Genomic DNA, 25,688 nt, shown 5'->3' on the forward strand with positions numbered 1-25,688 from the left:
GTGTAGTGTAGTGTAGTGTAGTGTAGTGTAGTGTAGTGTAGTGTAGTGTAGTGTAGTGTAGTGTAGTGTAGTGTAGTGTAGTGTAGTGTAGTGTAGTGTAGTGTAGTGTAGTGTAGTGTAGTGTAGTGAGAACCAAAGACGCAGAAAAACGGATACAGCGTAATGTTTTGTCCCAAGAATCGTTAGACTCGTAGAGACAGCAGTTCTTCTACACTCTGCTACGCATACAGTTCTACTACATCAAATGAGCTAGTTTCATTCAAGGAATACTTATCGAAACTACGCGTACCATTCTGCTAAAGTACGAATATAAGCAGAAGTGGTAAAGTAGAACTAGCACTTGTCGGTCCTAATCTGTGCCGAGTAATCGCAGGCAACATCTCGGAAATAAGGAAGAACGTTACTGAAAATATAAGCAGCTTCAGGGAGGTATCAAGGAACACTAGTCATTTTATGACTAGTGTTCCTTGACAATTTCCATATATTCCGACTTATTGACATAAATCACTACGATTGACTTGTCAGAGTAGATGATGCATGTTACCTACCTGGTGACATAAATCACTACGATTGACTTGTCAGAGTAGATGATGCATGTTACCTACCTGGTGACATAAATCACTACGATTGACTTGTCAGAGTAGATGATGCATGTTACCTACCTGGTTCTTGAGGCAGAACACTTCTACTCCTGCGGTGTTACTCGTCGCATGGAGAAGCTTTGTCACAACCTCTTTTAACTACCTGAGAGAAGTATTTATCTCTTACTTTCAAACGTAATAGAAACTTTTTTAGCTCAGATTTTATTTATCCATTAATGCTTGAGCAGCTGTAATAATAGACAATTTATAAATGTCTTCTTCATTAGCCCCACGGGATAAATCTGATACAGGTTTATTCAACCCTTGTAAAATTGGACCAATCGCTTCAAAATTACCCAAACGTTGAGCAATTTTATACCCGATATTTCCAGATTGTATTTCCGGGAATACAAACACTGTTGCTTTTCCGGCAACATTTGAATTTGGTGCTTTTAATTGTGCAACAGAAGCTACATAAGATGCATCAAACTGTAATTCCCCATCAATTTCATATTCAGGAGCCATTTGCTGGGCAATTTTAGTTGCTTCCACCACTTTGTCAACTTCTGGAGATTTCGCAGAGCCTTTAGTTGAAAAGCTCATCATGGCAACTTTTGGTTCAATATCAAATAATTCAGCTGTTCTTGCACTGTCTACAGCAATTTCAGCCAGTTCCTGTGCTGTAGGGTTCACATTGATGGCACAGTCAGCAAAAATATATTTTTCCTGATCACGACCGCGAACCATAATCATTGCACCACTTGTACGGCTGATGCCTGGTTTTGTTTTAATGATTTGCAGTGCCGGACGTACAGTATCTCCCGTTGAATGAATAGCTCCACTGACCATTCCGTCAGCCAGTCCCATATATGTCAGCATTGTACCAAAATAATTCACATCTTTCAGAATCTTTTCAGCATCTTCCTTACTGACTTTTCCTTTACGACGCTCAACAAATACCTCTACCATCTCATCCCATTTATCATAAGTATCAGGATCAATAATTGTGAAATTGGATGTTTTAATCCCGCGGGCATGAGCAGCTTCAACAATTTCTTCCGGATTGCCAATCAAAATCGGTTCCATTAATTCTTCCGCTTTCAATCTAGCAGCTGCTCCTAAAATACGTGAATCAGTCGCTTCCGGAAAGACGATTTTGATATTCCTACGAACAATTTTAAATTTTAAGTTATCGAATAATTCCACGATATACCCTCCAATATTATTTTTACAGAATTAATCATACACCATAATGAAAGAAAATAACAGTTTTTTCTTGCTGTACTAATGGAAAACTCCTATTCTGATAACATTTTCACAAACCTAGGAATTCTATACTATAACAGTTACTCGCTGTTTTAAGACACTGTTTCAGGAAGCTGCCAGTTAATTGGCTCTTCCCCCAGAGCTAGTAATGCATCATTTGTCTTCGAAAACGGCTTTGAACCAAAGAACCCGCGATGAGCTGATAAGGGACTTGGGTGCGGTGCTGTAATAATCACATGCTTACTGGTATCTATCATTCGTGATTTTTCCTGTGCCGGCTTTCCCCATAAGATAAACACAATTGGTTTTTCCCGCTCATTCAGTTTCTGGATGACTGCATCCGTCAACTTCTCCCAGCCCTGTCCGCGGTGTGAGTAGGCTTGTCCGGCCCGTACAGTCAACACAGTATTCAACAGTAGAACGCCCTGCTTCGCCCAACTTTCCAGAAACCCATGGCTAGCAGGTGTATATCCTAAATCATCCTGAAGCTCTTTATAGATATTTACAAGAGAGGGCGGTGTTTTAATTCCAGGTTGAACGGAAAAACTCAATCCATGAGCTTGATTCGGTCCATGATAGGGGTCCTGTCCCAGAATAACGACTTTAACCTCTTCATAAGGGGTTAGTTCCAATGCTGAATAAATGTGATACATATCCGGATAAATTACCTGAGAAGCATATTCTGTTTTCAAAAACTCTCTCAGTTCGCTGTAATAAGGCTGATTAAATTCATCTTCCAGCATCTCCTGCCAGCTGTTATGAATAATTGTCTTCATCTGATGTCACTCCCTGTTTGTTTTTTCTCAGCACACCGTTCATTTTTTTAATCGATTTTCAAAAAATATATATAAAGCTGAGAATAGCGTTATTCCTTTACCTATTAAGCATATCTGACTTTTTTCCAACATTCAAGGGAATTTTATTATAACGGTAAAATCGAAAACATGGTAAACTATACATAAGTAAAATGAATAATGAGGTGGAAATAATTTATGATTAAGTTGATTGCATCAGATATGGATGGGACACTATTAGATTCAAGAATGGCTATTTCAGAAGACAATGCTTCTGCTATTCGGGAAGCAGCTCGTCAGGGAATCGAATTTATGGTCGCAACAGGCCGGGCCTACGCAGAGGCAAAACCTCCATTGGATGATGCCGGAATCGAGTGTGCAATGATCACTTTAAATGGTGCTCAAGTTTTTGATAAAACAGGAAGATCAATTTTTACTTCCGGGATTGAAAAAGATACGGTCTATGAAATCCTTGACTTACTGGACCAAACAGAGATTTATTATGAAATTTCAACAAATGAAGGAATTATTTCTGAAAGACAGGAAAAAAGAATTGAGAATTTTGCGGCTCACATCGCCGATACAATGCCTCATCTTACCTATAAAGTAGCAATTGCCATGGCAGCAGCTCACCTGTCTTTATTGGAAATTACTTATGTAGACAGTATCCGTGAAGCGATTAAAAAAGAAGACATTCAGGTTCTGAAGATTATTGGCTTTAGTATTGAAGGACCAAAAGTTTTAGGTCCTGTCGGTCTAAAAATTGAAAAGCTGCCGGATATTGTCATTACTTCCTCCGCGCAGAATAATATTGAAGTGAATCATAAAAATGCACAAAAAGGAATCGCTGTTGCCAATATTGCTAAAAAGCATGGTATTGACGCCGAAGAAGTTATGGCCATTGGAGACAACTTTAATGATGTCAGTATGCTTCAATGGGCGGGTGTCAGTTTTGCAATGGGTAATGCTGAAGTTGAAGTGAAAGACTACGCAAAATATACTACATCAACAAACTTGGAAAATGGAGTCGGAGAGGCAATTTTACAGGCGATTCGTGAAGACTTGTAACACTTGTCGATGAATCTGAAAAGAGGTGGAGCTTCGTGTCTGAATATTTTATTCAGGAAAAACAATTAAGTAATGTGACTCGGACTCTTGTGAAAGACGAAAATGGAAAATCTTTATTTTTGCTGGTGGGACGTTGGGGAACTCGCGGAGATGCTCTTTCTCTTTATGCCATGAATGGTGAACTGGTCGCCAGCATCAAACAGCTTTCTCTTTTTTTCGGTACTCGTTTCGATATCTATAAAGGCTTTGAAAAAGTCGGCACGTTAAAAAAAATATTAAACCTTTCAACTGATTTTTATTATATTAACCAGCTTCGCTGGACGGTGATCGGTGATATCCGAAATCATTACTATACAATTCATCATAATAATCACAAGATTATGGAAATGAGCAAAGCAACACTGTTTTCCGGAAATTATTTTTGTCTGGAAGTGGAAAATGATGAGGATGCTCCCTTATGTATTTGTATTGCTGCAGTGCTGGATTACTGGCTGTATAACAAGAAGAAATGCAGCAGCAGAAACAGACAGATGATGATTGACTGGGAAGATGGTGCTTGTTAAGAAAAGTAAAGAGGTTGTACCAAACACTCATGAGTGTTTGGTACAACCTCTTTACTTTTAAAATGAAATTTCAATCAATTCTTTTTTGCATATGATCATAGAGATGTCCGCTGATCATTCTCTCTTCAACTACTTTGAACCCTTTACGCTCATATAGCCTCTTTGCTTTAGGATTCATTTTGTCCACACTGAGACCAATAATCTTTTTACCGTTTTGTTCAGCCATCTTGGGCAGTGCTTCCAGCAATTTTGAACCAATTCCGAAACCTCGGTATTTTTCACTGACAGAAATTGTATCCAAATACCATTCACCCGGCAAGGTTTCCACATCTACAAAAAGTTGAGTATTCTCATTAAAACCAAATTTTTTCAATATTTGAGCCAGCGGTTTATCAATAACTGGTTCATCTTCGGCCGGATAACCAAATGCAATACCGGCAACTTCTCCATTCTGTTCGTACACCAGACCACGCGTATATCCATATCGATAGACCGGATCTGCAATAGCTTCTTCAAGTATTGCTAAAATTGTTTCTTCTGAAGCCGCATCCAAGATAGGCAGCTCCATATCCTTTAAAATAACAAGAATGAGTGGAGCAATTGCTGCTCCGTCTTCTTTTTTTGCAAAACGAATCATCAAATCCCCTCACTTTCTAAAATGAGTGTATCACGTTTTCCAAAACATTTCATTGACAGTCTCCGGAATTTTTTCTTTTTTCAGCGTTCACATTTTTCCAAAGGACAAGTGTGTTGCTTCTCGTGAGAATTTATATCGCATTTCTTAACAGCTTCTCTAATACCAGTATTTTCTCCAGCAAGAATCGCTACTTCGTAATCTTCTTCCAACTACTTCATTCCCTTAGCTATCCCATGATATTTTTTTAATACTCCTTTTCATAGTCTGACTGCTTGAGAAAGTCTGTGCTTCTTACATTTTCCTTCATTTATCCTCTTGCTTAGTATGACAGATGATTGGTCCATAGTTGAGTGCTTTTTTGCATTCCATTCTGTGGTGCATTATAGGTACCATTCATATATATCACACCCTCTTTTCATAGTTGAAAAAGACACCGAGACAGATTTCATTAGTGAAATCCATCTCAGCATCTTTTTAATTTATATCAGTTCTTTTTTGTCTGCTATTTCCTTATACCAGTAGGCACTTTTTTTAGGATAGCGCTGTTGTGTTTCAAAATCTACATATAACAGACCATAGCGTTTATTATATCCGTTTGTCCAGGAGAAGACATCCATCAGAGACCAGATAAAATAGCCCTGAACATTTACTCCCCGCTCTACTGCATCCAGGATTGCCTCTAGGTGCTGACGTACATAATCAATCCGTCCCACATCCTGAACGGTTCCATTCACCAAAATATCCTTATCACCCATCCCATTTTCTGTCACATAAATTTTCTTATAGTTCGGGTAAATTTCCTTTACATTCAGCAGCATGTCCAGCAGCCCTTGTGGGTAAATCGGCCAGTCCCAATCTGTTGTAGGTATTTCCACATTGTTAACACGTTCGCCGATACCTTTTAAAGCAAAGATACTGCTGCCTTTCTCACCTGTACCATTATGATGAATCTGACTCTCGCCTTCATATGCTTTTAAGAAATGGCTGGCATAATAATTAATCCCCAGAAAGTCAATCTTCTCAGCAGCGTAAGCCAAAAGTTCAAATTCCTCTGGTCTTGTTTCCAGTTTTCCATTATTTTGTTCCAAAATATCTTGAATCACACACATCACATCTGCCGAATATCTGCCCATAAAGGTTGCATCCAGCAGGAATCTATTGGCCAGTATGTGTTCTCTCTCAGCAGCATCTCTATTTTCAGGAGTATCAGTGATTGGATATTTTGATTCCAGAATATGAACAATTCCAATTTCTCCTGCATACTTGTTTTCTTTAAAAGTTTTCACAATTCTTGCATGAGCCACCATCATGTTATGCATAGACTGTACAGCTTTTGGAATATCATACTGAATATTTGGCGGAAAATGACCAATAATATATTGACCGGCAACGACTGACCACGGCTCATTAATCGTAATCCAATAGCTGACTTTTCCGCCGTATTCCTCGAAACAGAATTCAGCAAATGCTACAAATGCATCCAGCATCTCCTGAGCCAGCCAGTCTCCTTGCTTATATAAAGGATAAGGGGTATCAAAATGATGCAGCGTTACAAAAGGCTCTACTCCGTTTTCCAAACAGGCATCAATCAGCTTATGATAATAGTCCACACCAGATTGGCTGATTTTCCCTGTTCCCTCTGGAAAAATTCTGGTCCATGCAATCGAAATACGAATACCGTTTATCCCAAAAGCATGCGCCTGTTTCAAGTCCTCTTCATATTTATGATAAAAATCACTGGCAGTATTCGGATTAAAGGTCCCTTGTTCTTTCAGATAGTCATCCCAATAAGTTTTCCCTTTACCGCCTGTCTGCGTTGCTCCTTCCGCCTGATAAGCAGCAGTTGCTGCACCAAAGATAAATTGTTTTGGGAATTTTTGCATAATTTCCTCCTTGAATTTTTTTAGAGTCAGCTGTTTTCCCTCACCCTTTCCAGGAAAATGCTTTCTTCTTTTTACAGCTAAGCCAGATTTTCAAACACAAAATTCACAGCCTGTTCCGGCGTTCTGGCTAAGGCCACATATTCTGCACCAGATGTTGATGCTGCCTTTGTATGATAATTCTTCACATCTTCCTGAAGCTCACCCAGCATGGAAGCCATCTGAGGAGCTAAAATGATTAAGTCAAATTCACTGATTAAATCCTTATGCTGACCATAAGCCATCGCAGTGGAATCCAGCAGAATATTTTTCTCCTTTGCACCCTTTTTAATTGCATTTGCCAGCATGGCACTGGTCGCACCATTCGCACACAAAACTAAAATCTTTTTCTCTGTCGTCGTTTCTGCCATAGCTTCAGCCGCAGCTGCAGTAACTGGCTTTGCTTCCACTGCTTCCAGCTTTTCTTCAACTACTTCATTTTCCTGATTACGTTCTTTTTCCAACAGTTCGTTGTCATAAACTTTGAAGAACGGAAAATAAACAGCAAAATCTACCACCAGTAATACCAGCATTAAAATAATTGCCTGCAACGCAAAGCCAGTTCCCATAATCAATCCAATAGGCCCTGGTGTTGTCCACGGGAGATTATAAATAAAGCCATTCATACCTAGAACATCTACAAAAAATTTGAAGAGCCAAACATTCAAAATCGGTGTTAAAATGAACGGAATAAAGAAAATCGGGTTCAATACAATCGGTGCTCCAAACAGCATTGGTTCATTTACACCAAACAAAACCGGAACAGATGATGCACGTCCAATTGTTTTTAATTGCTTCGATTTGGCCAGAAAAGCAAACATTAGTGTAATAACCAGAGTTGCTCCGGTTCCACCCAATGTTGCAACGAAATATTGAGTACCCTGTGCCAAAATACGGGAGGCGTGCTCCCCATTTTGATAAAGCTGCAGATTTGTTTCTACATTCGTAATGTAAATCGCAGCAACAGCCGGTTCAACAATAGACGGTCCATGAATCCCAACAAACCAGAAAAATGCCATCGCACCGAAAATCAGAGCCAAGCCAAAATACCCATCCGCCGCACTAAAGATCGGCTGGAACAACTCAATAATTTTTTCAGAGAAATTTGTTCCAACCAAGCTTCTGAATCCTAAGTCAAATAACCAAAAAAAGACTGCAGATAAAGAAATAGGAATCAGATCTTTGAATGTCTGAGAAATATTTCCGGGAACCTCTTCAGGCATTTTTACAGTGATGTTATTCTTGACACAGAAGCGGTAAATATTAGGTACAACAAAACCTACCACAAACGCTGACAACAGTCCTTTCGTCCCCATATAGCCAGTCGCCAGGCCTCCGTCCAGCGGATCTACACCAATTAGTAAAAATGAAATAATAGCTGCAACCATTGTCGATACATTATTAATCTGATTTGTTTTCGGTAGTTTGCTGTTAAAATTGTCTGTTAAGCTCTTTGCAACTGTTGCCGACATCAGCAAACCCAGAATTCCCATTGAATAGTTGTAGGCTTTCATAATCGCTTCTTCTACTCCAGAACTCCAATAAAAATTAAAAATATTCGGTACATATGCAACTAAAAGAAAAATACTGGAAAACAATATTACCGGAATCAAACTGATAAACCCATCTCTGATTGCCCGTAAATAAGGATTATTTGAAATTTTCTCAAATGTCGGCTTCATTTTTTCAATTCGCGAAACTAATGCATTCATTGCTAAATTCCCCCTTTTTCTCCATTTATTTTTTATAAATATTGAATAGATGCTTGATCGTATCCTTCAACAACATGGTTGTCATCAAATGGTCCTGCGCATGAACCATAATAAAACCTACTTCAATCGATTCACCCCGTGCTTCAGCAGCCAGCATCTGAGTCTGTGACTTGTGCGCTTCAACTAAGCTAGTGTTTGCTTCCTCCACTAAACGATCAGCAACATCAAAATTTCCTTTTTCTGCTTCACCTAAAGCTTCAATTAATTTGGATCGTGCTTCTCCGGCAAATGCGACAACTTCAAAACCAATCATTGCAACTTCTTCTTTGTTCATAACTAAGTCCTCTCTCCTTTGTTCGATTTTGTTTCATTTTGTTCTTCACAAACAAATGATATACCGCTTTCATATAGATGTCAATCAAAAATAATAAAAAAACAAAAGATATTAGCATTGACAGAATTGATTTTTGATGATAAGTTCTATTTAAACATAAACGAACATTTAAAAACAAAAAGGAGGAGCAAAGCTTGATCAAAGAAGAACGTCAAAAAGCTCTTTTAGCTTTTTTAGATAAACAGGAATTTGTCAAAGTCAGTGATATCACTGAAAAGATCAAGGTAACTGAAATGACAGTCCGAAGAGATTTAAAAGAGTTAGAGAAGCAAGGCAAGCTGATTCGTGTTCACGGCGGTGCAAAAGCAATGAATAAAAAGGAATTAAGCTTCTTTGAACTGAGTCACATTGAAAAGAAAAATATTCATTTGAAAGAAAAAGAAGAAGTTGCAAAGAAAATTGCCGAGCAGATTAAAACCGGAGATACAGTTTTTTTAGGTCCTGGGACAACCATCGAGCTGGTTTATGATTACTTAACCTGTGATTTCGCCAAATTTGTGACAAACTCTATTCACGTATTTGATAAATTCAAAAATGACAATCGGTTTGAACTGATTTTAATCGGCGGCTCTTACCGCTCAAAGACCGGCGCTTTTGTAGGAACCATTGCCAATGATACAGTTGCCAGCATTCAGGTACACAAAGCATTTATTGGTGTCAATGGTATCTTAAATGATGCGGTTACAAACTCAAATGAAGACGAGGGTGTCACTCAGAGAATCATTCTGCAAAGTGCACATAAAAAATATATTATTGCCGATCATTTCAAATTGGACAGACAGGATTTTTACAAATTTTATTCTCTGTCAAAAGCAGATTACCTAATTACGGACAGCAGTATTTCAGATGAGTTATCAGCTAAATACGGAGAAATTATTAAAATTATTCATTAGGAGGAACAGATATGCAAGTAATACTGGGTGCAGATAGAGACGGACAGCAAATGAAACATATGATTTTGACTTATCTGCAGGAAAAAGGATTTGATGTATTGGACACAACAGCCGATGACTCTGTAGACTTTGTTGAATCGACAGAACGAGTGGTTGAAAAAATCAGAGAACAGGAAGATGCATTTGGTATCTTATTTGACCGCTACGGAGCCGGCAGTTTTATTGCTGCAACCAAGCATAATGGTATCATTGCTGCTGAAGTGTCCGATGAACGCTCAGCCTATATGACACGGGAACATAACAATTCCCGTATTATTACGATTGGCAGCGGCATTGTTGGTGAGGATCTTGCCAGAAATATTGTTTATGCATTTCTGACTTCTCACTATGAAGGCGGACGTCATCAAATTCGTGTAGATATGCTTAATGAAATGTTTTAGGAGGAGAATGGAATGAAAATAGCTATAGGCTGCGATCATATTGTAACAGATACAAAAATTGCGGTTTCCGACTTCTTAAAAAGTCAGGGACATGAAGTACTGGATGTTGGAACCTATGATTTTTCAAGAACTCACTACCCGATTTACGGACGCAAAGTAGGCTTGTTGGTCTCAAGCGGGCGAGCGGATCTTGGAGTAACCATTTGCGGAACAGGAGTCGGCATTACAAATGCTGTCAACAAAGTCCCTGGTATTCGTGCGGCACTGGTCAGAGATATGACAACTGCTGTATATGCCAAGCAAGAGCTTAATGCCAATGTCATTGCATTTGGCGGAAAAATTGCCGGAGAACTTTTAATCTGTGATATTATTCAGGAATTTTTAAAGACAGATTATCAGCCTACTCCTGAAAATAAAAAATTGATTGAACGAATCAAAGAGATTGAAACAAAAAATGCAGATAAAATCAGCGATGAACATCTTTTTGACGAATTTCTGGAAAAATGGGACCGTGGAGAATATACAGATTAGGAGTCGGACAAATGATTTTAACAGTCACACTTAATCCATCTATTGATATTTCTTATTTTGTTGATCATTTTCAACTGGATACCGTTAATAGAACAGCCAAAATAACTAAAACGCCCGGCGGAAAAGGACTGAATGTTACCAGAGTCCTAAAGCAGATGAACATCCCTGTTCTCGCGACCGGCTTTATCGGCGGCCATATTGGCGAACTCTTAAAAGAAGGATTGGACTATGCAAAAATTCAACATTCTTTTTCACCAATTAAAGGCGAAACTCGCAACTGTATTGCCATATTATCAGAGAATAAGCAAACAGAAGTTTTGGAAGCCGGTCCTACCATCTCAGAAGAAGAAATCAGTGCTTTTCTTGAGCATTTTTCTGTATTGATTAAAGATACAGAGTTAATTACGATTTCAGGAAGTTTGCCTGAAGGATTTTCTCCGGATTTTTATCAGCAATTATTAGCACTGGCTGCAAAAGAAAAGCGCCCAGTGCTGCTTGATACTTCCGGAAACTATATGTACCATGCACTTGCAGGAAAACATAAGCCTTTTCTAATTAAACCAAACCATCATGAAATTGCTGAACTTCTACAAAAAAAGGCAAGCAAGGATATCGAAGTACTGAGAGATTATCTGAACGATCCATTATTTGACGACATTGAATATATCATTGTCACACTTGGCAGCGAAGGAGCCTTGATCAAGAATAAAGAAACGCTTTTTAAAGCTTCTCTGCCGAAAATTGATGTCGTCAGTCCGGTTGGCTCAGGCGATGCTTCCCTTGCAGGAATTGCTGCTGCTCTCTTCAAACAACAGGACTTGGAAACTGCCATAAAAACCTCAATGACAGCTGGTCTGCTAAATACGCTGGAAGCTCAGACTGGCTCTATCAATATAAAAAAATTCGATGATTATTTCAAACAAATACACATAAAAGAACTCTAGGAGGAAACACATTGACTTATTCAAAAGAAAAACAGGCTGCCATGGATAGACTGGCAAATAAGGATGGTATCATCGCAGCACTGGCAATTGACCAACGCGGTGCCCTGAAAAAAATGATGACAGCTTTTCAGCCCTCAGCTGAAGCTGAAGAAATCGAAACATTTAAAGCTCTCGTTTCAGAAGAGTTAACTCCCTATGCTTCTTCTATTTTGCTGGACCCCGAATATGGTTTGCCTGCAAGTAAAGTACGATATAATGAAGCTGGACTTCTTCTGGCTTATGAAAAAACAGGGTATGACAGTTCTGTCAAAGGACGCTTTCCTGATTTACTTGATCACTGGTCCGTTCGCCGGCTAAAAGAAGCTGGTGCGGACGCCTGCAAATTTTTGCTATATTATGATGTGGATGAAAATAATGAAATTAACGATCGAAAAAAAGCATTTGTTGAACGTATTGCTTCTGAATGTGTTGCAGAAGATCTCCCTTTCTTTCTTGAACTGGTTTCTTATGATGACAGCATTGCAGATCCCAAATCCAGAGAATATGCACAGGTTAAACCTCATAAAGTCATCGAAATGATGAAAGTCTTCGCTGAACCTCAGTATCATGTGGATGTTCTCAAAGTCGAAGTACCTGTTAATATGAATTTTGTTGAGGGCTTCGGAGAAGATGCTGTTCACAGTAAAAAAGAAGCTCAGAACTATTTTATTGAACAGAGTAAAGCAACCAACCTGCCGTTTATTTTCCTAAGTGCAGGTGTCTCTGCAGACTTATTCAAGGAGACTCTACGTTTTGCCAAGGAAGCAGGCTCGACCTTTAATGGCGTTCTCTGCGGACGGGCTACCTGGGCCAATGGTGTGGAACCATTCATTAAAAATGGAGAAGCAGCTGCCAGAGAATGGCTGCAAACGCAAGGGCGACAAAACATAGAAGAATTAAATGATGTATTGAAAGAAACTGCAACTCCCTATAAAGACTGATGAATGTAAAAGCTAAGACTGGCAGCTCCAATTTTGTATCGGAGCCGCCAGTCTTAGCTTTTTACTGCTATTTCATTTTTTTAAAGTATCTTGGTAATCAGCACTTCATCCACTCGATGATCCTGCATTTTCTTAATCTCGAGATTCAGTGAACCAATCCTCAGCTTTTCTCCTGCCACAGGCACATGCCCCAGTGTAGACATGATATATCCCCCCAGCGTTGATGAAGAGGTATCATTTTCAATATCGAAGAGCTCTTCCAAGACATCAAATTCAGCTGATCCCTTTACCAAGTATTGCTTTTCATTCAGTTTTTTAAATTCAGTCTGTCTGTCATCAAATTCATCCCAAATCTCACCAACCAGTTCTTCAACCACGTCTTCCAATGTAACCAGACCTTCTGTTCCGCCATATTCATCAACAACAATGGCAATATGGCATTGGTCAATCTGAAACTTTTTCATCAACTCTGAAATACGCATACTTTTCGGAATATACAGTACCGGCTTTACAACTTCAGCAAGTTTCTTCTCTCCAACCAGTACATCATAGTAAAAGTCTTTTTGGTTTAACACGCCAGTTACTTCATCGATGGACTGTTCATAGTAAGGCAGTCGAGATAACCCTGTTTCCCGAAAAATATCAGAAATCTCTTCCAGCGTTTTTTTATTATTGACTGAAACAATCTCCAATCGGGGAGTAAAAATATCCTGCACTTCCAAATCATTAAATTCCACAACATTTTTTATCAAAATCTCGTCTTCTTCATCTATAGAACCTTCTTGAGCAGCCTCTTCAACCAAAGTCAGCAACTCCTCCTCAGTAATGGAAGGACCCATATTTTTTCCAGGAAGCAAGACTATCAACAGCTTTTTAATTTCCGAAAAAAACAGAGTCAACGGATATAAAATTATCGTCAGGACCTTAAGCTGTCGTGCAAACAGAACAGCAAAATATTCAGGAGATTCTTTTACTATCGTCTTTGGAAAAATTTCTGCAAAAGTCAGTACAACAATAGTCATGACGACCGTTGACAGCATCACACCGATATTTCCAAAATAGGCCACAAACAGTAATGTCGCAATTGAGGAGCTGGCAATATTTACAATATTATTTCCAATCAGAACTGCCGAAAAAAAGCAATCAAAATCATTAAGCAGTTCCAGCACAACCATCGCTCGTTTATCTCCTGCTTCAGCCATCTTCATAATTCTTTTTCTGTTTAGCGAAGAATAAGCCGTTTCACTTGAAGAAAAGAAAGCCGAAAGCAATAACAATATAAACAGTACAGGCAGCAAGGTACCTATCTGAGGGTCCATAAAATGTCATCATCCTTTTTTCATTTTATTCTATTATAGCGGAGTCTCAGACCATTCGTCTATACTACAAGGTAAACTAATCAATTCGTTAAAAATCGAAAGGTCAACCCTTTTCTTGACAATTTTATAAGGTGTCTATTTTCAGCTTGTATTATTACTCGATTGACCTCAATAATAAGCCTCCTTGGATAGGAGGAGTACCGGCAAAAGCTAATTATGAACCATTAAGCTGCCTCATCGCTATCATATCCGAACGAATCATCAAGGTTTCCACCCCGCCAATCTCAGATTTAGATAGCCTTGCTGGTATCTCGTAACTTAATGTTCCATGCAATCTCAGATAATTCCAATTACAGTTACCGAAGACTCTCAAACTGATGCGGTTGAACTAATTCTGCTTTTTCATCGATTTGTACGATAATTCTGCTGCTGCGTTATCATAAGGACAATCTTTTTTACTTAATGAGTGCTCGATTTCAAAATTGGTCAGCAGCTCGATGATAGTTTGTTTGTCAAACTCCTTTCCTCACTCAGTATGAATGAGCCCCGCTTCTGTTAGTGGTTGCTTAATTTGATGAAATGCTTATTGAACCAGTTTCACATCTTTATATTTTTCAATTGAACAGCCAAATATCGCTTGATTGAACAGGTCTATTATTATGCAAACATAATACTTGCTGTTTCCTACTTATATATAGGTGAAATCAGTCACAATGGCTTCCAGTAGTTTTTTTTAATTCTCAATTGAGAATATTTTCTCAGCCGACTCATCACTTTTTGTCGCATGTTCCCTACAGGGTACGGTTGTGTAACTTGACTGTAACCCACAGTGTTTCATAATCTGATTCATTTTTTCGTTGGCTCAGTTAAATGCCCTAGTTAAGCAGTGCCTATTTGATTTTTCTTGTACCATATACTTTCCAACTTTTCATAAATTCTTCCGTTACAGCTTCTTCCAGTGCTGCTTCGTCCTTTTTTGGTTTTACTTTATAATAATAAGTTTGGCGGGAGAGCCCTAAAATATTGCACATCACCAATGCAGAATATTTATGCTTATTACGTGTAATCACTTCTCTTTTTGTCCAAATATCAGCACCGCTTGCTTTAAACTATCATTTTCTATTTTCAGCTGCTGATTCTTTTTACGTAGAGCCGCTAATTCCTTTTGTTCAGGAGTCAGATTGTCTTTCTCTTTAAATGACTTAGTCAAAGCAGCCTGTCTCACCCATTTATCAAAGGAGGATGGCGTAAGTTCATATGCTCGGATAATCTCTGCTCGAGATTTTCCAGCTTGATACAAATCAACCATTTGTTGTTTAAATTCTTGAGTATAGGTTCTCCGTGCTCTTCTTGACATAATACTGTCCCTCCTAGTGTGTTTTCTTTTAGTTTGCACACTTTATTTTTTTATCTACTGTATTGACCGAATTATAAATTATAATAAAAGATAGTCTATAAATGATGTTTAATGATAGAAAATTTTAACTTGTATACTTCAAAACCAAGAACGAACAGCTTCAAAAACAGCTGGAGATCCGCCAACACGTTTCCAAATAGAAGCGTTTGTATCGAGAATCGAACAAAGTAAGACTCGCAGATACAAGGATTTTCTACTGATGCAGGAACCTCTAGTGGGATGGTATGCGAACCGACAATCTGAGGAATGTGTATACATTCAATCACTTTTTGGAGGTAGCTGCCAGTCTCACTAAGATAAATAAACTAGTGAGATGGTAGGCAATACTCTGATAGAGATACATGGGTTAAAATTTAGATCCTTATCAGGAGTTTGCTCCTACGCTTCTTCAAATGCTCGTTGCATGTCTCAGGAACATGGAGGACATGCTATATGCGCAGCCTCGATAAATATTCCTTGAATAGAGGCTCGCCTCATCTAGGAGCATTAGCAGGATGGTATGCAATGCTCTGATTGAAATAGATGTGCACCCATTTATGTTCATCACTAAGAGATTGCTAGTAGACGAAGCTCTGAGATAAATTTGTCAAAATTCACCCAATTCTAAATGAAGACGCCATTTAGAATTGAAGGTCTCTGTTCCAATCATTGATACATAGGGAAGCTTTGGAATGCTGTTTATTCAGTTTTTTAATTTGATACAGCGCCTTTCCTTTCATTCTATATCTTCTTTATGTATAGAAGATATTATTGTATGTTCCTATAATTTTGTACATAAATACTATCGTTAACAATAAAACAAAGATACACCTGTTTCACTCTAAAAAGATAATTTTTTTATTTCATCTGCTACTTTATAAAATTTACTGGAAGCTGACCCCTTGACAAAAACTAAAGAATTATCTGTTAAATATGGTTGAACATGTTCTGCCAACAGGTTCTTATCCGCGACCCATTGTGCATCAGGCAATTCTTCCGCTATTTTTTTGAATGCCTCGCCCCATAAGAAAATTTGAGTTGCTTTACAGTCAGCTAACTCTTCTTTCAACTGATAATGCTGATCAAAACTATAATCACCTAATTCTGCTACTTCACCAAGAACCAACAGATTACTTCCACTATAAAACTGTTGTCTTTCTTTAAATGCTCGTATACCATTTTTTACGGCAAGTATAGAACTGTTATGACTGTCATCAATCAAAGTAAACTGCTTGCCATTATATTTGACTACCACCTCTTCCAAATTACGTGGCAAATTATTTTTCGTCTCCAATAAATGAACATATTTATTTACATCGTAACCAAGTGTGTCTAAAGTAAGCAAAGAGGCCATTACATTTTGAATCTGTCCATCACTGAAAGCAGCCATCGAAAATCGTTGTATTTTTCTATTTAAAGAAAGGATTACTTCCGTATGATCTTTTCCAACCTTTTTCTCAACCAAATAACAGTCCGCCTGCTCATTAATTAGGCTATATGATTTTATTGTTAAAGCTTGACGTCTTGCCTGTCTCAAAAATTTCCAAAGATATTTTTCTTCTATATCCCCATTGATAATAGCTGTACCGCCATTTTTAACACTAGTGAAAATTTCCGATTTTAAAGAAAGGTTACGATCGATTCCGTATTTAGAGTGAGCCATTCCAAAAGAGGTTAAAATTGCCACATCACTTCTATAACGATACCCCTCATTACCGTATGCCAAACGATTCATCCCTCCAACAGCAATTTCAAAAATTGCCTTAGCCGGCTGTCGACTCAGCGCCAGAGCAAGTCTTAAATTTGCAAAATGTAAATTTGAATTTTTAGTATTGCTTAATGGTGATTCCTCTGCTAATAGTTGTTCCAAAAGTAGTCTTACTGAAGTTTTTCCCACACTCCCCGTAATAGTGATCATTTGTCCCTGATAGGCTTCTACGATACAATCTGCTAGTAATGAGGCTGCAGCTAAAGTATTCGAAACAATAAACTGCGGCACCTTTCCTCTATACTCCTCAATTGGTGTATCGGTAAGAATCAAGCCTATTTTTTCCGGACATCCCACTTCTATTAATTTTTTATTACGATGAGCAGGAAACCATTTTTCATCATGATACAAAGCCTTCATGTCCTTAGTACTTAGAGAAACAAAAAGTGCCTGTTCGCAAGAAACAGTTTTGAGATCCTCTTCAGAAATTGTTATATAATCAAAGGTGCCTGCTGGCAGATACCCATCTAAAAAAGAGCCGGATATATTCTTTTTTAACCAATCTGCATTTACTTGGTGATTTTCCTGTTCATGAGAAGCAGCATTGATTTTTACAGGATAGTAGAGGTGTCCAGCTTCATCAAATTGAGGAGCTTCCAGTAAAGATGAATTATCTAATTTTCCGATATCTTCTATTACCTGGTTCTGAGTTGCTTTTTCAACAAAATATGGTTGCCAAAAATTAGCTAAATTATAATTCCAGAAAGGATACACTCGAATCAGTTGATCTGTTAAATGCCAGTTAAGAAAATAGCTATAGGGTAAATTTCCTGGTTTTGACAATTCTTTCCCGTCACTATTAAAAACACCATTTCCTAAACTATAAAATACTAAAGTTCCATCTATTATTTCAACCGGTTGAATTTTATGTGGACCACTTCCAATAATTAAATCAGCTCCCGCTGAAACTAATCGTTTCGCCAAATTCTTTTGTCGCTGCGCTAAATTTCTAAAATCCTCTCCCCAATGAGCCAATACAATAGTAAACACTTCTGAATTCTCTTCTTTAAATGCTCTAATAGCTTCTAACAATACCCCATCCAAGGAAGCAACTCCTGATCGATTTGTTGCATAAAAATCAAAATACCGATCCCTGCCTTTTCGATACCAATAACCTGAAAAAATTGCTATTTTTTGATTATCATGACGAAGAAGAATCGGCTTCACCGCCTCCTTGAGATTTCCTCCTGCCCCCACTGTTGCAATCCCATTCTGATTAAATGCTTTAATCGTCTCCAACAATGCTTCATCCCCATAATCTTTCGCATGATTATTTCCGAGATTTGCTAAATGAATATGCCTTTTTTTCAGTTCATTGATCGTTTGTTGTTTATCGCCACCTAAATAAAAAATCTTTCTTTTATTAAAGCACTCCTCTTCTGGTTGAATCAAGACACCTTCATATGTAATTATGTTATAGTCATTTGCAGATAATTTTTCACCAATTTTTTGAAAAGAATACCCATATCCATATTTCTGTAAAGCATCCGTACGTTTCTTCCTTTTGCGCACTTCTGTCTGAAACTCACCAAAATATGTGTCTGCTAAAAAATTAATGATCGGTTTAGACAACACTATTTCTTTAGGTGAACAGGTTTCTTCAATAAACGGTAAGTATGCAGTCTCAGAGGTATGTGTATAGTTTGTACCATTGATTACCAATGAACAATACAGCTCATTATCAATTTCTTTAAATATCATACAATCGTTTTGATTCGTTCCCCAAAAAATACTAGCAAGTACGTCTCCTTTTAAATCAGCTTCTGACTGCGGATAATATACCTCAGTTCCAATCACATGTATGCGATTTCTAATATAGGCGAAGCTGTTTCTTGCTAAATTCAGATAAGCAGAAGCAATTTTGAAATAATCAAATAGATTAGACTTTTGCTTTTCTACTAAACGACCTGTTAAAGAAGTACGGGAAATACGAGAAATATTCAACTTAATTCCCAATTCATCAATCTTCTTTCTCGCCCCTTTTTGTCCGCCATATATTTCCATCAAAGCAACTAGACAATCTGGTGCATTCAAAGAGACTGCCTGATTCAATACATCAATCAACAGACGCTCTTCTCCTTTATGAGCATTGGTGGAACGTAAAGATTTTTGTTCACGTTCTACTCTCTCTGGAAAAATAATCGTTTGTTCTGGTGAAAGTTTGTTCTCTTGCAAATCAATTAAAATACTTAAGTACAACAGCAAATGTGATGTTCCATAAGGTGACGATCTATTCCCAGCCGGTCGTTTATTCAATAAACTTGTGTTAGAAAATGCTAGACATGCAATATTTTGTGTATTATTCTTTAAATCTGTCATATACATTCTTTCCTCTCGGCTTCTATATGTCTTTGGTTAATTTAAGTAAAAAGACCTCAACTACATAAAAATTCTAATTGATTATTGTACACTACCTTAATATAAATAAAACTCAGGGACCTAGAGCGCTTTCCTTCGGTTATTTATCAATCATATAAAGAAAATTCCACTACATTCCAAGCCACCTTGCAATGCACTATACTATACTTCGCTTGCTTTGTTCCAAGAAAGAGATTTTTTTGATTTTCTCCTCTAACAGGAACTAACTAGATGTAGATAAGCTGTTGAATGAGAAAATAATCATTTCTTAAATAGGGTTAATACGCTGCCCAAATTATAATAAAAGATAGTCTATAAAGGATATTCAATGATAGAAAATATTAACTTATATACTTCAATAATAAGACCGAACAGCTAGTGGGATGGTATGCAAAGCTCCGATGGAGATAAATTTGTCAAAATTTATTCCAGAAACAAAGAGATAGCTGTATGCGAACGGCAATCTTTGAATGTGAAACATTCATCCAATAATTAGAGCAACTGTTCATTTATATTGGTGCATGTCTTAAGACTTTTTGCATAACTTACTCCTACGCTTCTTCACATGATCTGCTCCATACAAGATATACCAACGCTTTTCCAAGCAAACGCGTTTGTATCAAGAATCGAACAAGGTAAGACTCGTAGATACAAGGATTCCCCGCTTTTGTAGAAGTCTTTAGTGAAATGATATGCACAACTTCAATAAATATTCCTTGAAAGAAGCAAGCTTAATTAAATGTTGTACTACTTTACAGCTAGTTTGACTCCGGTTAAGGATGAACTAGATATTCTTTTCCGAATTACCCCTGTACTGGCTGTTTATCGAACTATAGGTATGAATAAGCTTTAATATTATCAACAGATCAGCTCTTAATTTTTTCAAACAAATTTGCCGTTTGAGTTTTCAAGCTTGTCCAGAGTCTATTCTGAAAAAAGTATCACCAACGCCCTCTCTTAATTTTTTCCTTTTCTTTAAATCGTTTTGCATTTGTAGGAATACTTTTAGGCGAATTATCGGTATTTTTTTCCCAAGGATACAGTCCGTCTATATCCTTGGAATAATTTTTCAAAGAATCTGACAATCGCCCTTTCCTTCGTTTTCTGATCTTTTTTCTAATCAAAAAAGTATATGCTGCTAAAATAAAAAGAACCAGGAATCTTATTAGTCCATAGAATTTCATTCCTCTACACCTCCAAAGCGAAGTACTCGATAGTTAATCAAGCCTGATAAAAAGTGCTCTGCATCATCGATCCTCATTCTAAAACGATCATGTCTAGCAAAGAAACCGTATTGAATCTTTTCAGGCGACTGAAAAAACATGGCAAATTCAGGAAACATTGTTCCAGTAACTATTTCATGATATGCACGATAATCCATTACTTCAAAAATACGTTTTTTTCCTGCTGTAAATTCTTCAGCAGAAACCACTTCTCGTTGTTTATCATAATTATCTAACTTAAGCACCATTTTAGCTGCTGCAACTAATAGTTCCAGCATTGTCGGATAAGCGGTATCCCTATTTTCCATAAAATCAATTCTGCTTAAAGCATTTTTTAAGCCAAAGGTATAATACTCATTTTTCTGTTCATGTTTTAAAAATTCATTGACTGCGTAACTTAACCAATGATCATGATATTTTTCATAATTATTATCAACAAAATGCGTCATCATTCTCTGACAAATATTAAAAATTTCTTCCTCATTCATTAATTCATATGCCCTAAGCATGGAAAACAGAGCCTCACCATCATAATAAATGATTCTAAATCTATCTTTAACTTCAAGTAGTTTATCAAGAACATGAATCGTATCATCATTTTCGGTGATAAATCTTTTTTCTATCGTATGTGCAAGCGTACGCATCATGTTGAAAAATTGCGTATCACCAGTAATCTGTGTATATTTTGCCGAAGCAAGAATAGCCGTTGCCTGTGCACCAAGTTTATATTCGACAGTTGATCCAATTTGATCTTTGATTAAGCTGTCACCGTCAATTACGTCCAATAAATAGTCAAAGCCCCAAATTAAACCCTGATATGCTTTTTTAATCATTTCCTGATTATTCAAAAGTTCCCCAGCTTCAAATAGTGCATACAATGAAGAAAAGTGTCGAATTGCATTATAATTACGAATGTTTTTATCGTAGCAAGGAAAATAGCCATATATAAATTTGCCATCCTCTTTTAATTGCTCCAACAAATAAGCAGCCCCTCTACGAATAACATCATCCAAAATTTCTTGAAAATTTTCTTCCTCTACTACTCTAAAGTGATTTCCAAAACCATAATCCTTCAGTTCAAAAATTTTATTCTCTTCAATAAAATATGCTTGTGTAGTAAAGGTGTATATTGATGATTTTTTTAGATAGTTTAATGAATAATCATCCACACGATATTTTCTCTTTACATATGATTTATAGTTTGAAATATCGATTCGTAAGTTAGGTAAATTTTGCCCGATTTTATGATTTTCATCTGGAACAAATAATGCGTTGGATGTGATCTCTTCTTTCAAAAAACATCTCTTTTTAAACCCCTCAACTCGGAAGCCAAAAGTTATATAATTATTACGCTTGATTTTACCAATTTTTTCAATCAGCTGCTCTAAAGTAGTTTTACTTTCTTCTATAATTAGATCAATACGTACATACTCATTTGTTTCTGGCAAAGCTCGATAAAATAAAAAAAGTTTTTCCCAGCTTTGCTTAAATGTTTTTCCATAAAATTCTTTGACATAGCAACGTTCAGAACGATTGCCATAACTTAAAATAAACGTGGTAGCTTGAAGCTCTGAATTTTGATGAGCTTCAAAAAGCTCTAACAATTGGTTTAATGTACCTGCAATCATAAATTAATTCATCCTTTACTTCTTTAAATAGAAAAAGAAAATGTGAAAAAAATTTTGTTTCAAAAAATATCAAACTATGTAAACATTGTTAAAATATAAAAATAAAGTGAACAAAAATCAATATCCTCATGAAATGGATACTATCCAACTTTTGGGCATCCTCTTGTTTCTAATCAAGTATTTTCTTCTAAAGTACATCGGTTAATTATTTTTATGAGCTGTGACATTATCAATATGACTAATATCACAGCTCATAAAATATTTTAAAAGTTAGTTATTTTTTTCTATTTTTTCTAGATTTCAAGAATCCTAGTCCGGAAAATCCACCTAGTAAGCTCCCAATTATAGACATTCCAACACCTGCATCCGTGCCGGTTTTAGGGAAAAATCCACTTTTTGCTCCAGAACCTGCTCTCCCATTAGTATGGGAAATTTTAAGATTGGTTCCATCTTTTGAATTGTCGTTAAAACGATTGCCAGAGCGGTTATCTTTATCCCCATCGGAGTCGCCATCGGAATCCCCGTCTGAGTCGCCATCGGAATCGCCGTCTGAATCCCCGTCTGAGTCACCGTCTGAGTCACCATCGGAGTCGCCGTCTGAATCTCCGTCTGAGTCACCGTCTGAATCTCCGTCTGAGTCACCGTCTGAATCTCCGTCTGAGTCACCGTCTGAATCTCCGTCTGAGTCACCGTCTGAATCTCCGTCTGAGTCACCGTCGGAATCCCCGTCTGAGTCACCGTCTGAATCGCCATCGGAATCCCCGTCGGAATCCCCGTCTGAGTCACCGTCGGAATCGCCATCGGAGTCGCCGTCTGAGTCGCCATCGGAATCTCCGTCGGAATCGCCATCGGAATCGCCGTCTGAGTCACCGTCTGAATCTCCGTCTGAGTCACCGTCTGAATCTCCGTCTGAGTCACCGTCGGAATCTCCGTCTGAGTCACCGTCTGAATCTCCGTCTGAGTCACCGTCGGAATCGCCATCGGAATCTCCGTCTGAGTCGCCGTCGGAATCGCCATCAGAATCGCCATCGGAATCGCCGTCTGAGTCGCCGTCGGAATCTCCGTCTGAGTCACCATCGGAATCGCCGTCTGAGTCACCATCAGAATCGCCGTCTGAATCGCCATCAGAATCGCCGTCTGAGTCACCATCAGAATCGCCGTCTGAATCCCCATCGGAATCGCCGTCTGAGTCGCCGTCTGAATCCCCATCGGAATCGCCGTCTGAGTCGCCATCGGAATCTCCGTCCGAGTCACCATCAGAATCGCCATCGGAATCTCCGTCTGAGTCGCCGTCTGAATCCCCATCGGAATCTCCGTCTGAGTCACCATCGGAGTCGCCATCAGAATCTCCGTCTGAGTCACCGTCTGAATCGCCATCGGAATCGCCGTCGGAATCGCCATCAGAATCGCCATCGGAATCGCCGTCGGAATCGCCGTCTGAGTCACCATCGGAATCGCCGTCGGAATCGCCGTCTGAGTCACCATCGGAATCGCCGTCTGAGTCACCATCAGAATCTCCGTCGGAATCGCCATCAGAATCTCCGTCTGAGTCACCATCGGAGTCGCCATCAGAATCGCCGTCTGAGTCACCGTCGGAATCGCCGTCTGAGTCACCGTCTGAGTCGCCGTCGGAATCGCCATCAGAATCGCCATCGGAATCTCCGTCTGAGTCGCCGTCGGAATCGCCGTCTGAGTCACCATCGGAATCGCCGTCTGAGTCACCATCAGAATCGCCGTCGGAATCGCCATCAGAATCGCCGTCTGAGTCACCATCAGAATCGCCGTCGGAATCGCCGTCGGAATCTCCATCGGAATCGCCGTCTGAGTCGCCGTCGGAATCGCCGTCTGAGTCACCATCGGAATCCCCATCGGAATCTCCATCGGAGTCGCCGTCGGAATCGCCATCGGAGTCACCATCAGAATCGCCATCGGAATCTCCGTCTGAGTCGCCGTCTGAGTCACCATCGGAATCGCCATCGGAATCGCCATCGGAATCTCCGTCTGAGTCACCATCGGAATCGCCATCGGAATCCCCGTCTGAGTCGCCGTCTGAGTCGCCGTCTGAGTCACCGTCGGAATCGCCATCGGAGTCGCCGTCTGAGTCGCCATCGGAATCGCCGTCGGAATCGCCATCGGAATCGCCGTCTGAGTCGCCATCGGAATCGCCATCGGAGTCGCCGTCTGAGTCGCCGTCGGAATCGCCATCAGAATCACCGTCTGAGTCGCCGTCGGAATCGCCATCAGAATCACCGTCGGAATCGCCATCGGAATCCCCGTCTGAGTCGCCATCGGAATCTCCGTCTGAATCTCCGTCTGAGTCACCGTCGGAATCTCCGTCTGAGTCGCCGTCTGAGTCACCATCGGAATCGCCGTCTGAGTCGCCGTCTGAGTCACCGTCTGAATCTCCATCGGAATCCCCGTCTGAGTCACCGTCGGAATCTCCGTCGGAATCGCCATCGGAGTCGCCGTCTGAGTCACCATCGGAATCGCCATCGGAATCCCCGTCTGAGTCACCGTCGGAATCTCCGTCGGAATCGCCATCGGAGTCGCCGTCTGAGTCACCATCGGAATCGCCATCGGAGTCGCCGTCGGAATCGCCATCGGAATCCCCGTCTGAGTCACCATCGGAATCGCCATCGGAATCGCCATCGGAATCCCCGTCGGAATCACCGTCTGAGTCGCCATCGGAATCTCCGTCTGAGTCGCCGTCTGAGTCGCCATCGGAGTCGCCGTCGGAATCTCCATCAGAATCTCCGTCTGAGTCGCCATCGGAATCTCCATCGGAATCCCCGTCTGAGTCACCATCGGAATCTCCGTCTGAATCGCCATCGGAATCCCCGTCTGAGTCGCCATCGGAATCTCCGTCGGAATCTCCGTCTGAGTCACCGTCGGAATCCCCGTCTGAGTCACCGTCGGAATCTCCATCGGAATCCCCGTCGGAATCGCCATCGGAATCCCCGTCTGAGTCACCGTCGGAATCTCCGTCTGAGTCACCGTCGGAATCTCCGTCTGAGTCGCCGTCTGAGTCGCCGTCGGAATCTCCATCGGAATCCCCGTCTGAGTCGCCGTCGGAATCGCCATCAGAATCACCGTCTGAGTCGCCGTCTGTTTCTTCATCTTCTGGAACTACTACATAGGTTGGAGGGCTAACATGGTTTTTATCATCCTTGGAAACCACTGTTAATTCTTCTGATTGTTCTACCTTATCTGCTGGGATCTCCACCACATAATTACCATTTTCATCGGTTTGTCCGATTCCCACAACGTTACCATC

At 39.4% G+C, this 25,688-nt stretch carries 18 protein-coding genes and 1 pseudogene; 7 read left to right on the forward strand and 12 right to left on the reverse strand.

What is annotated here, in order from left to right:
- Positions 1-803: 803 nt before the first annotated feature.
- The gene (pta, locus tag LI951_RS08040; protein WP_202064239.1) at positions 804-1,787 is read right to left on the reverse strand and encodes a phosphate acetyltransferase; all 984 of its coding nucleotides are present in this window, start codon (positions 1,785-1,787) and stop codon (positions 804-806) included.
- A 152-nt stretch (positions 1,788-1,939) separates the two neighbouring features.
- On the reverse strand, positions 1,940-2,623 hold the full coding sequence (locus tag LI951_RS08045) for a uracil-DNA glycosylase (protein ID WP_202064238.1): 684 nt from the start codon (positions 2,621-2,623) through the stop codon (positions 1,940-1,942).
- Positions 2,624-2,839: 216 nt separating this feature from the next.
- Between LI951_RS08045 and LI951_RS08050 the strand changes: the two genes are divergently transcribed.
- Both LI951_RS08050 and LI951_RS08055 read left to right on the forward strand, forming a co-directional pair.
- Entirely contained in the window at positions 2,840-3,709 is an 870-nt protein-coding gene (locus LI951_RS08050) for a Cof-type HAD-IIB family hydrolase (RefSeq protein WP_202064236.1), read from the forward strand.
- Positions 3,710-3,744: 35 nt separating this feature from the next.
- On the forward strand, positions 3,745-4,272 hold the full coding sequence (locus LI951_RS08055; protein WP_202064235.1) for an LURP-one-related/scramblase family protein: 528 nt from the start codon (positions 3,745-3,747) through the stop codon (positions 4,270-4,272).
- Between the two features lie 70 nt (positions 4,273-4,342).
- Here the strand turns inward: LI951_RS08055 and LI951_RS08060 are convergent, their stop codons facing one another.
- The 4 genes from LI951_RS08060 to LI951_RS08075 form a co-directional block, all read right to left on the reverse strand.
- Positions 4,343-4,909, reverse strand: a complete 567-nt coding sequence (locus tag LI951_RS08060; RefSeq protein WP_202064229.1) for a GNAT family N-acetyltransferase — start codon at positions 4,907-4,909, stop codon at positions 4,343-4,345.
- Positions 4,910-5,388: 479 nt separating this feature from the next.
- Positions 5,389-6,792: a 6-phospho-beta-galactosidase gene (lacG, locus tag LI951_RS08065; protein ID WP_229441819.1), complete on the reverse strand. Its 1,404-nt coding sequence runs from the start codon at positions 6,790-6,792 to the stop codon at positions 5,389-5,391.
- A gap of 77 nt (positions 6,793-6,869) precedes the next feature.
- Positions 6,870-8,540 carry a lactose-specific PTS transporter subunit EIIC gene (locus LI951_RS08070; protein WP_229441820.1) on the reverse strand — a complete coding sequence of 557 codons (1,671 nt, stop codon included), beginning with the start codon at positions 8,538-8,540 and terminating at the stop codon, positions 6,870-6,872.
- Positions 8,541-8,565: 25 nt separating this feature from the next.
- A complete protein-coding gene (locus LI951_RS08075; RefSeq protein WP_202064221.1) occupies positions 8,566-8,874 on the reverse strand; it encodes a PTS lactose/cellobiose transporter subunit IIA in 309 nt (102 codons plus the stop codon).
- 194 nt (positions 8,875-9,068) lie between these two features.
- Here LI951_RS08075 and LI951_RS08080 point away from each other — a divergent pair, with 194 nt between their 5' ends.
- The 5 genes from LI951_RS08080 to lacD are packed head-to-tail and all read left to right on the forward strand — an operon-like array spanning position 9,069 to position 12,722.
- On the forward strand, positions 9,069-9,827 hold the full coding sequence (locus LI951_RS08080; protein WP_202064219.1) for a DeoR/GlpR family DNA-binding transcription regulator: 759 nt from the start codon (positions 9,069-9,071) through the stop codon (positions 9,825-9,827).
- Between the two features lie 11 nt (positions 9,828-9,838).
- Positions 9,839-10,267 carry a galactose-6-phosphate isomerase subunit LacA gene (gene lacA, locus LI951_RS08085; RefSeq protein WP_202064217.1) on the forward strand — a complete coding sequence of 143 codons (429 nt, stop codon included), beginning with the start codon at positions 9,839-9,841 and terminating at the stop codon, positions 10,265-10,267.
- Positions 10,268-10,279: 12 nt separating this feature from the next.
- On the forward strand, positions 10,280-10,798 hold the full coding sequence (gene lacB, locus LI951_RS08090) for a galactose-6-phosphate isomerase subunit LacB (protein ID WP_202064209.1): 519 nt from the start codon (positions 10,280-10,282) through the stop codon (positions 10,796-10,798).
- A gap of 11 nt (positions 10,799-10,809) precedes the next feature.
- Positions 10,810-11,742, forward strand: a complete 933-nt coding sequence (locus LI951_RS08095) for a hexose kinase (RefSeq protein ID WP_202064205.1) — start codon at positions 10,810-10,812, stop codon at positions 11,740-11,742.
- Positions 11,743-11,753: 11 nt separating this feature from the next.
- Positions 11,754-12,722, forward strand: coding sequence for a tagatose-bisphosphate aldolase (gene lacD / locus LI951_RS08100; RefSeq protein WP_202064204.1), 969 nt, complete (start codon positions 11,754-11,756; stop codon positions 12,720-12,722).
- An 80-nt stretch (positions 12,723-12,802) separates the two neighbouring features.
- On the opposite strand, the gene LI951_RS08105 is transcribed toward lacD, so the two are convergent.
- The 6 genes and pseudogenes from LI951_RS08105 to LI951_RS08130 form a co-directional block, all read right to left on the reverse strand.
- Complete coding sequence (locus LI951_RS08105) at positions 12,803-14,041, reverse strand: hemolysin family protein (protein ID WP_229441821.1); 1,239 nt, start codon at positions 14,039-14,041, stop codon at positions 12,803-12,805.
- 214 nt (positions 14,042-14,255) lie between these two features.
- A pseudogene (locus LI951_RS08110) lies at positions 14,256-15,398 on the reverse strand (IS3 family transposase).
- Between the two features lie 880 nt (positions 15,399-16,278).
- Positions 16,279-19,524: a CapA family protein gene (locus tag LI951_RS08115; RefSeq protein ID WP_229441822.1), complete on the reverse strand. Its 3,246-nt coding sequence runs from the start codon at positions 19,522-19,524 to the stop codon at positions 16,279-16,281.
- Positions 19,525-20,504: 980 nt separating this feature from the next.
- Complete coding sequence (locus LI951_RS08120) at positions 20,505-20,747, reverse strand: hypothetical protein (protein WP_229441823.1); 243 nt, start codon at positions 20,745-20,747, stop codon at positions 20,505-20,507.
- On the reverse strand, positions 20,744-22,414 hold the full coding sequence (locus tag LI951_RS08125) for a hypothetical protein (protein WP_202064196.1): 1,671 nt from the start codon (positions 22,412-22,414) through the stop codon (positions 20,744-20,746). Before LI951_RS08125 ends, LI951_RS08120 begins: the two co-directional genes overlap by 4 nt.
- A gap of 342 nt (positions 22,415-22,756) precedes the next feature.
- On the reverse strand, positions 22,757-25,531 hold the full coding sequence (locus tag LI951_RS08130; protein ID WP_229441824.1) for a hypothetical protein: 2,775 nt from the start codon (positions 25,529-25,531) through the stop codon (positions 22,757-22,759).
- Positions 25,532-25,688: the final 157 nt, after the last annotated feature.

This window comes from Enterococcus sp. BWT-B8, assembly GCF_020567625.1.
Lineage (GTDB): Bacteria > Bacillota > Bacilli > Lactobacillales > Enterococcaceae > Enterococcus_L.

What these genes read in the sequence shown, in the direction of transcription:
- LI951_RS08125 (WP_202064196.1), bottom strand. Translation starts at nt 22,414, where the DNA reads ATGATTGCAGGTACATTAAACCAATTGTTAGAGCTTTTTGAAGCTCAT.
- LI951_RS08130 (WP_229441824.1), bottom strand. Translation starts at nt 25,531, where the DNA reads ATGAAGAAACAGACGGCGACTCAGACGGTGATTCTGATGGCGATTCCG.
- LI951_RS08050 (WP_202064236.1), top strand. Translation starts at nt 2,840, where the DNA reads ATGATTAAGTTGATTGCATCAGATATGGATGGGACACTATTAGATTCA.
- lacB (WP_202064209.1), top strand. Translation starts at nt 10,280, where the DNA reads ATGAAAATAGCTATAGGCTGCGATCATATTGTAACAGATACAAAAATT.
- LI951_RS08045 (WP_202064238.1), bottom strand. Translation starts at nt 2,623, where the DNA reads ATGAAGACAATTATTCATAACAGCTGGCAGGAGATGCTGGAAGATGAA.
- LI951_RS08105 (WP_229441821.1), bottom strand. Translation starts at nt 14,041, where the DNA reads ATGGACCCTCAGATAGGTACCTTGCTGCCTGTACTGTTTATATTGTTA.
- LI951_RS08095 (WP_202064205.1), top strand. Translation starts at nt 10,810, where the DNA reads ATGATTTTAACAGTCACACTTAATCCATCTATTGATATTTCTTATTTT.
- lacG (WP_229441819.1), bottom strand. Translation starts at nt 6,792, where the DNA reads ATGCAAAAATTCCCAAAACAATTTATCTTTGGTGCAGCAACTGCTGCT.
- LI951_RS08060 (WP_202064229.1), bottom strand. Translation starts at nt 4,909, where the DNA reads ATGATTCGTTTTGCAAAAAAAGAAGACGGAGCAGCAATTGCTCCACTC.
- LI951_RS08075 (WP_202064221.1), bottom strand. Translation starts at nt 8,874, where the DNA reads ATGAACAAAGAAGAAGTTGCAATGATTGGTTTTGAAGTTGTCGCATTT.
- LI951_RS08120 (WP_229441823.1), bottom strand. Translation starts at nt 20,747, where the DNA reads ATGAAATTCTATGGACTAATAAGATTCCTGGTTCTTTTTATTTTAGCA.
- lacA (WP_202064217.1), top strand. Translation starts at nt 9,839, where the DNA reads ATGCAAGTAATACTGGGTGCAGATAGAGACGGACAGCAAATGAAACAT.
- LI951_RS08115 (WP_229441822.1), bottom strand. Translation starts at nt 19,524, where the DNA reads ATGACAGATTTAAAGAATAATACACAAAATATTGCATGTCTAGCATTT.
- LI951_RS08070 (WP_229441820.1), bottom strand. Translation starts at nt 8,540, where the DNA reads ATGAATGCATTAGTTTCGCGAATTGAAAAAATGAAGCCGACATTTGAG.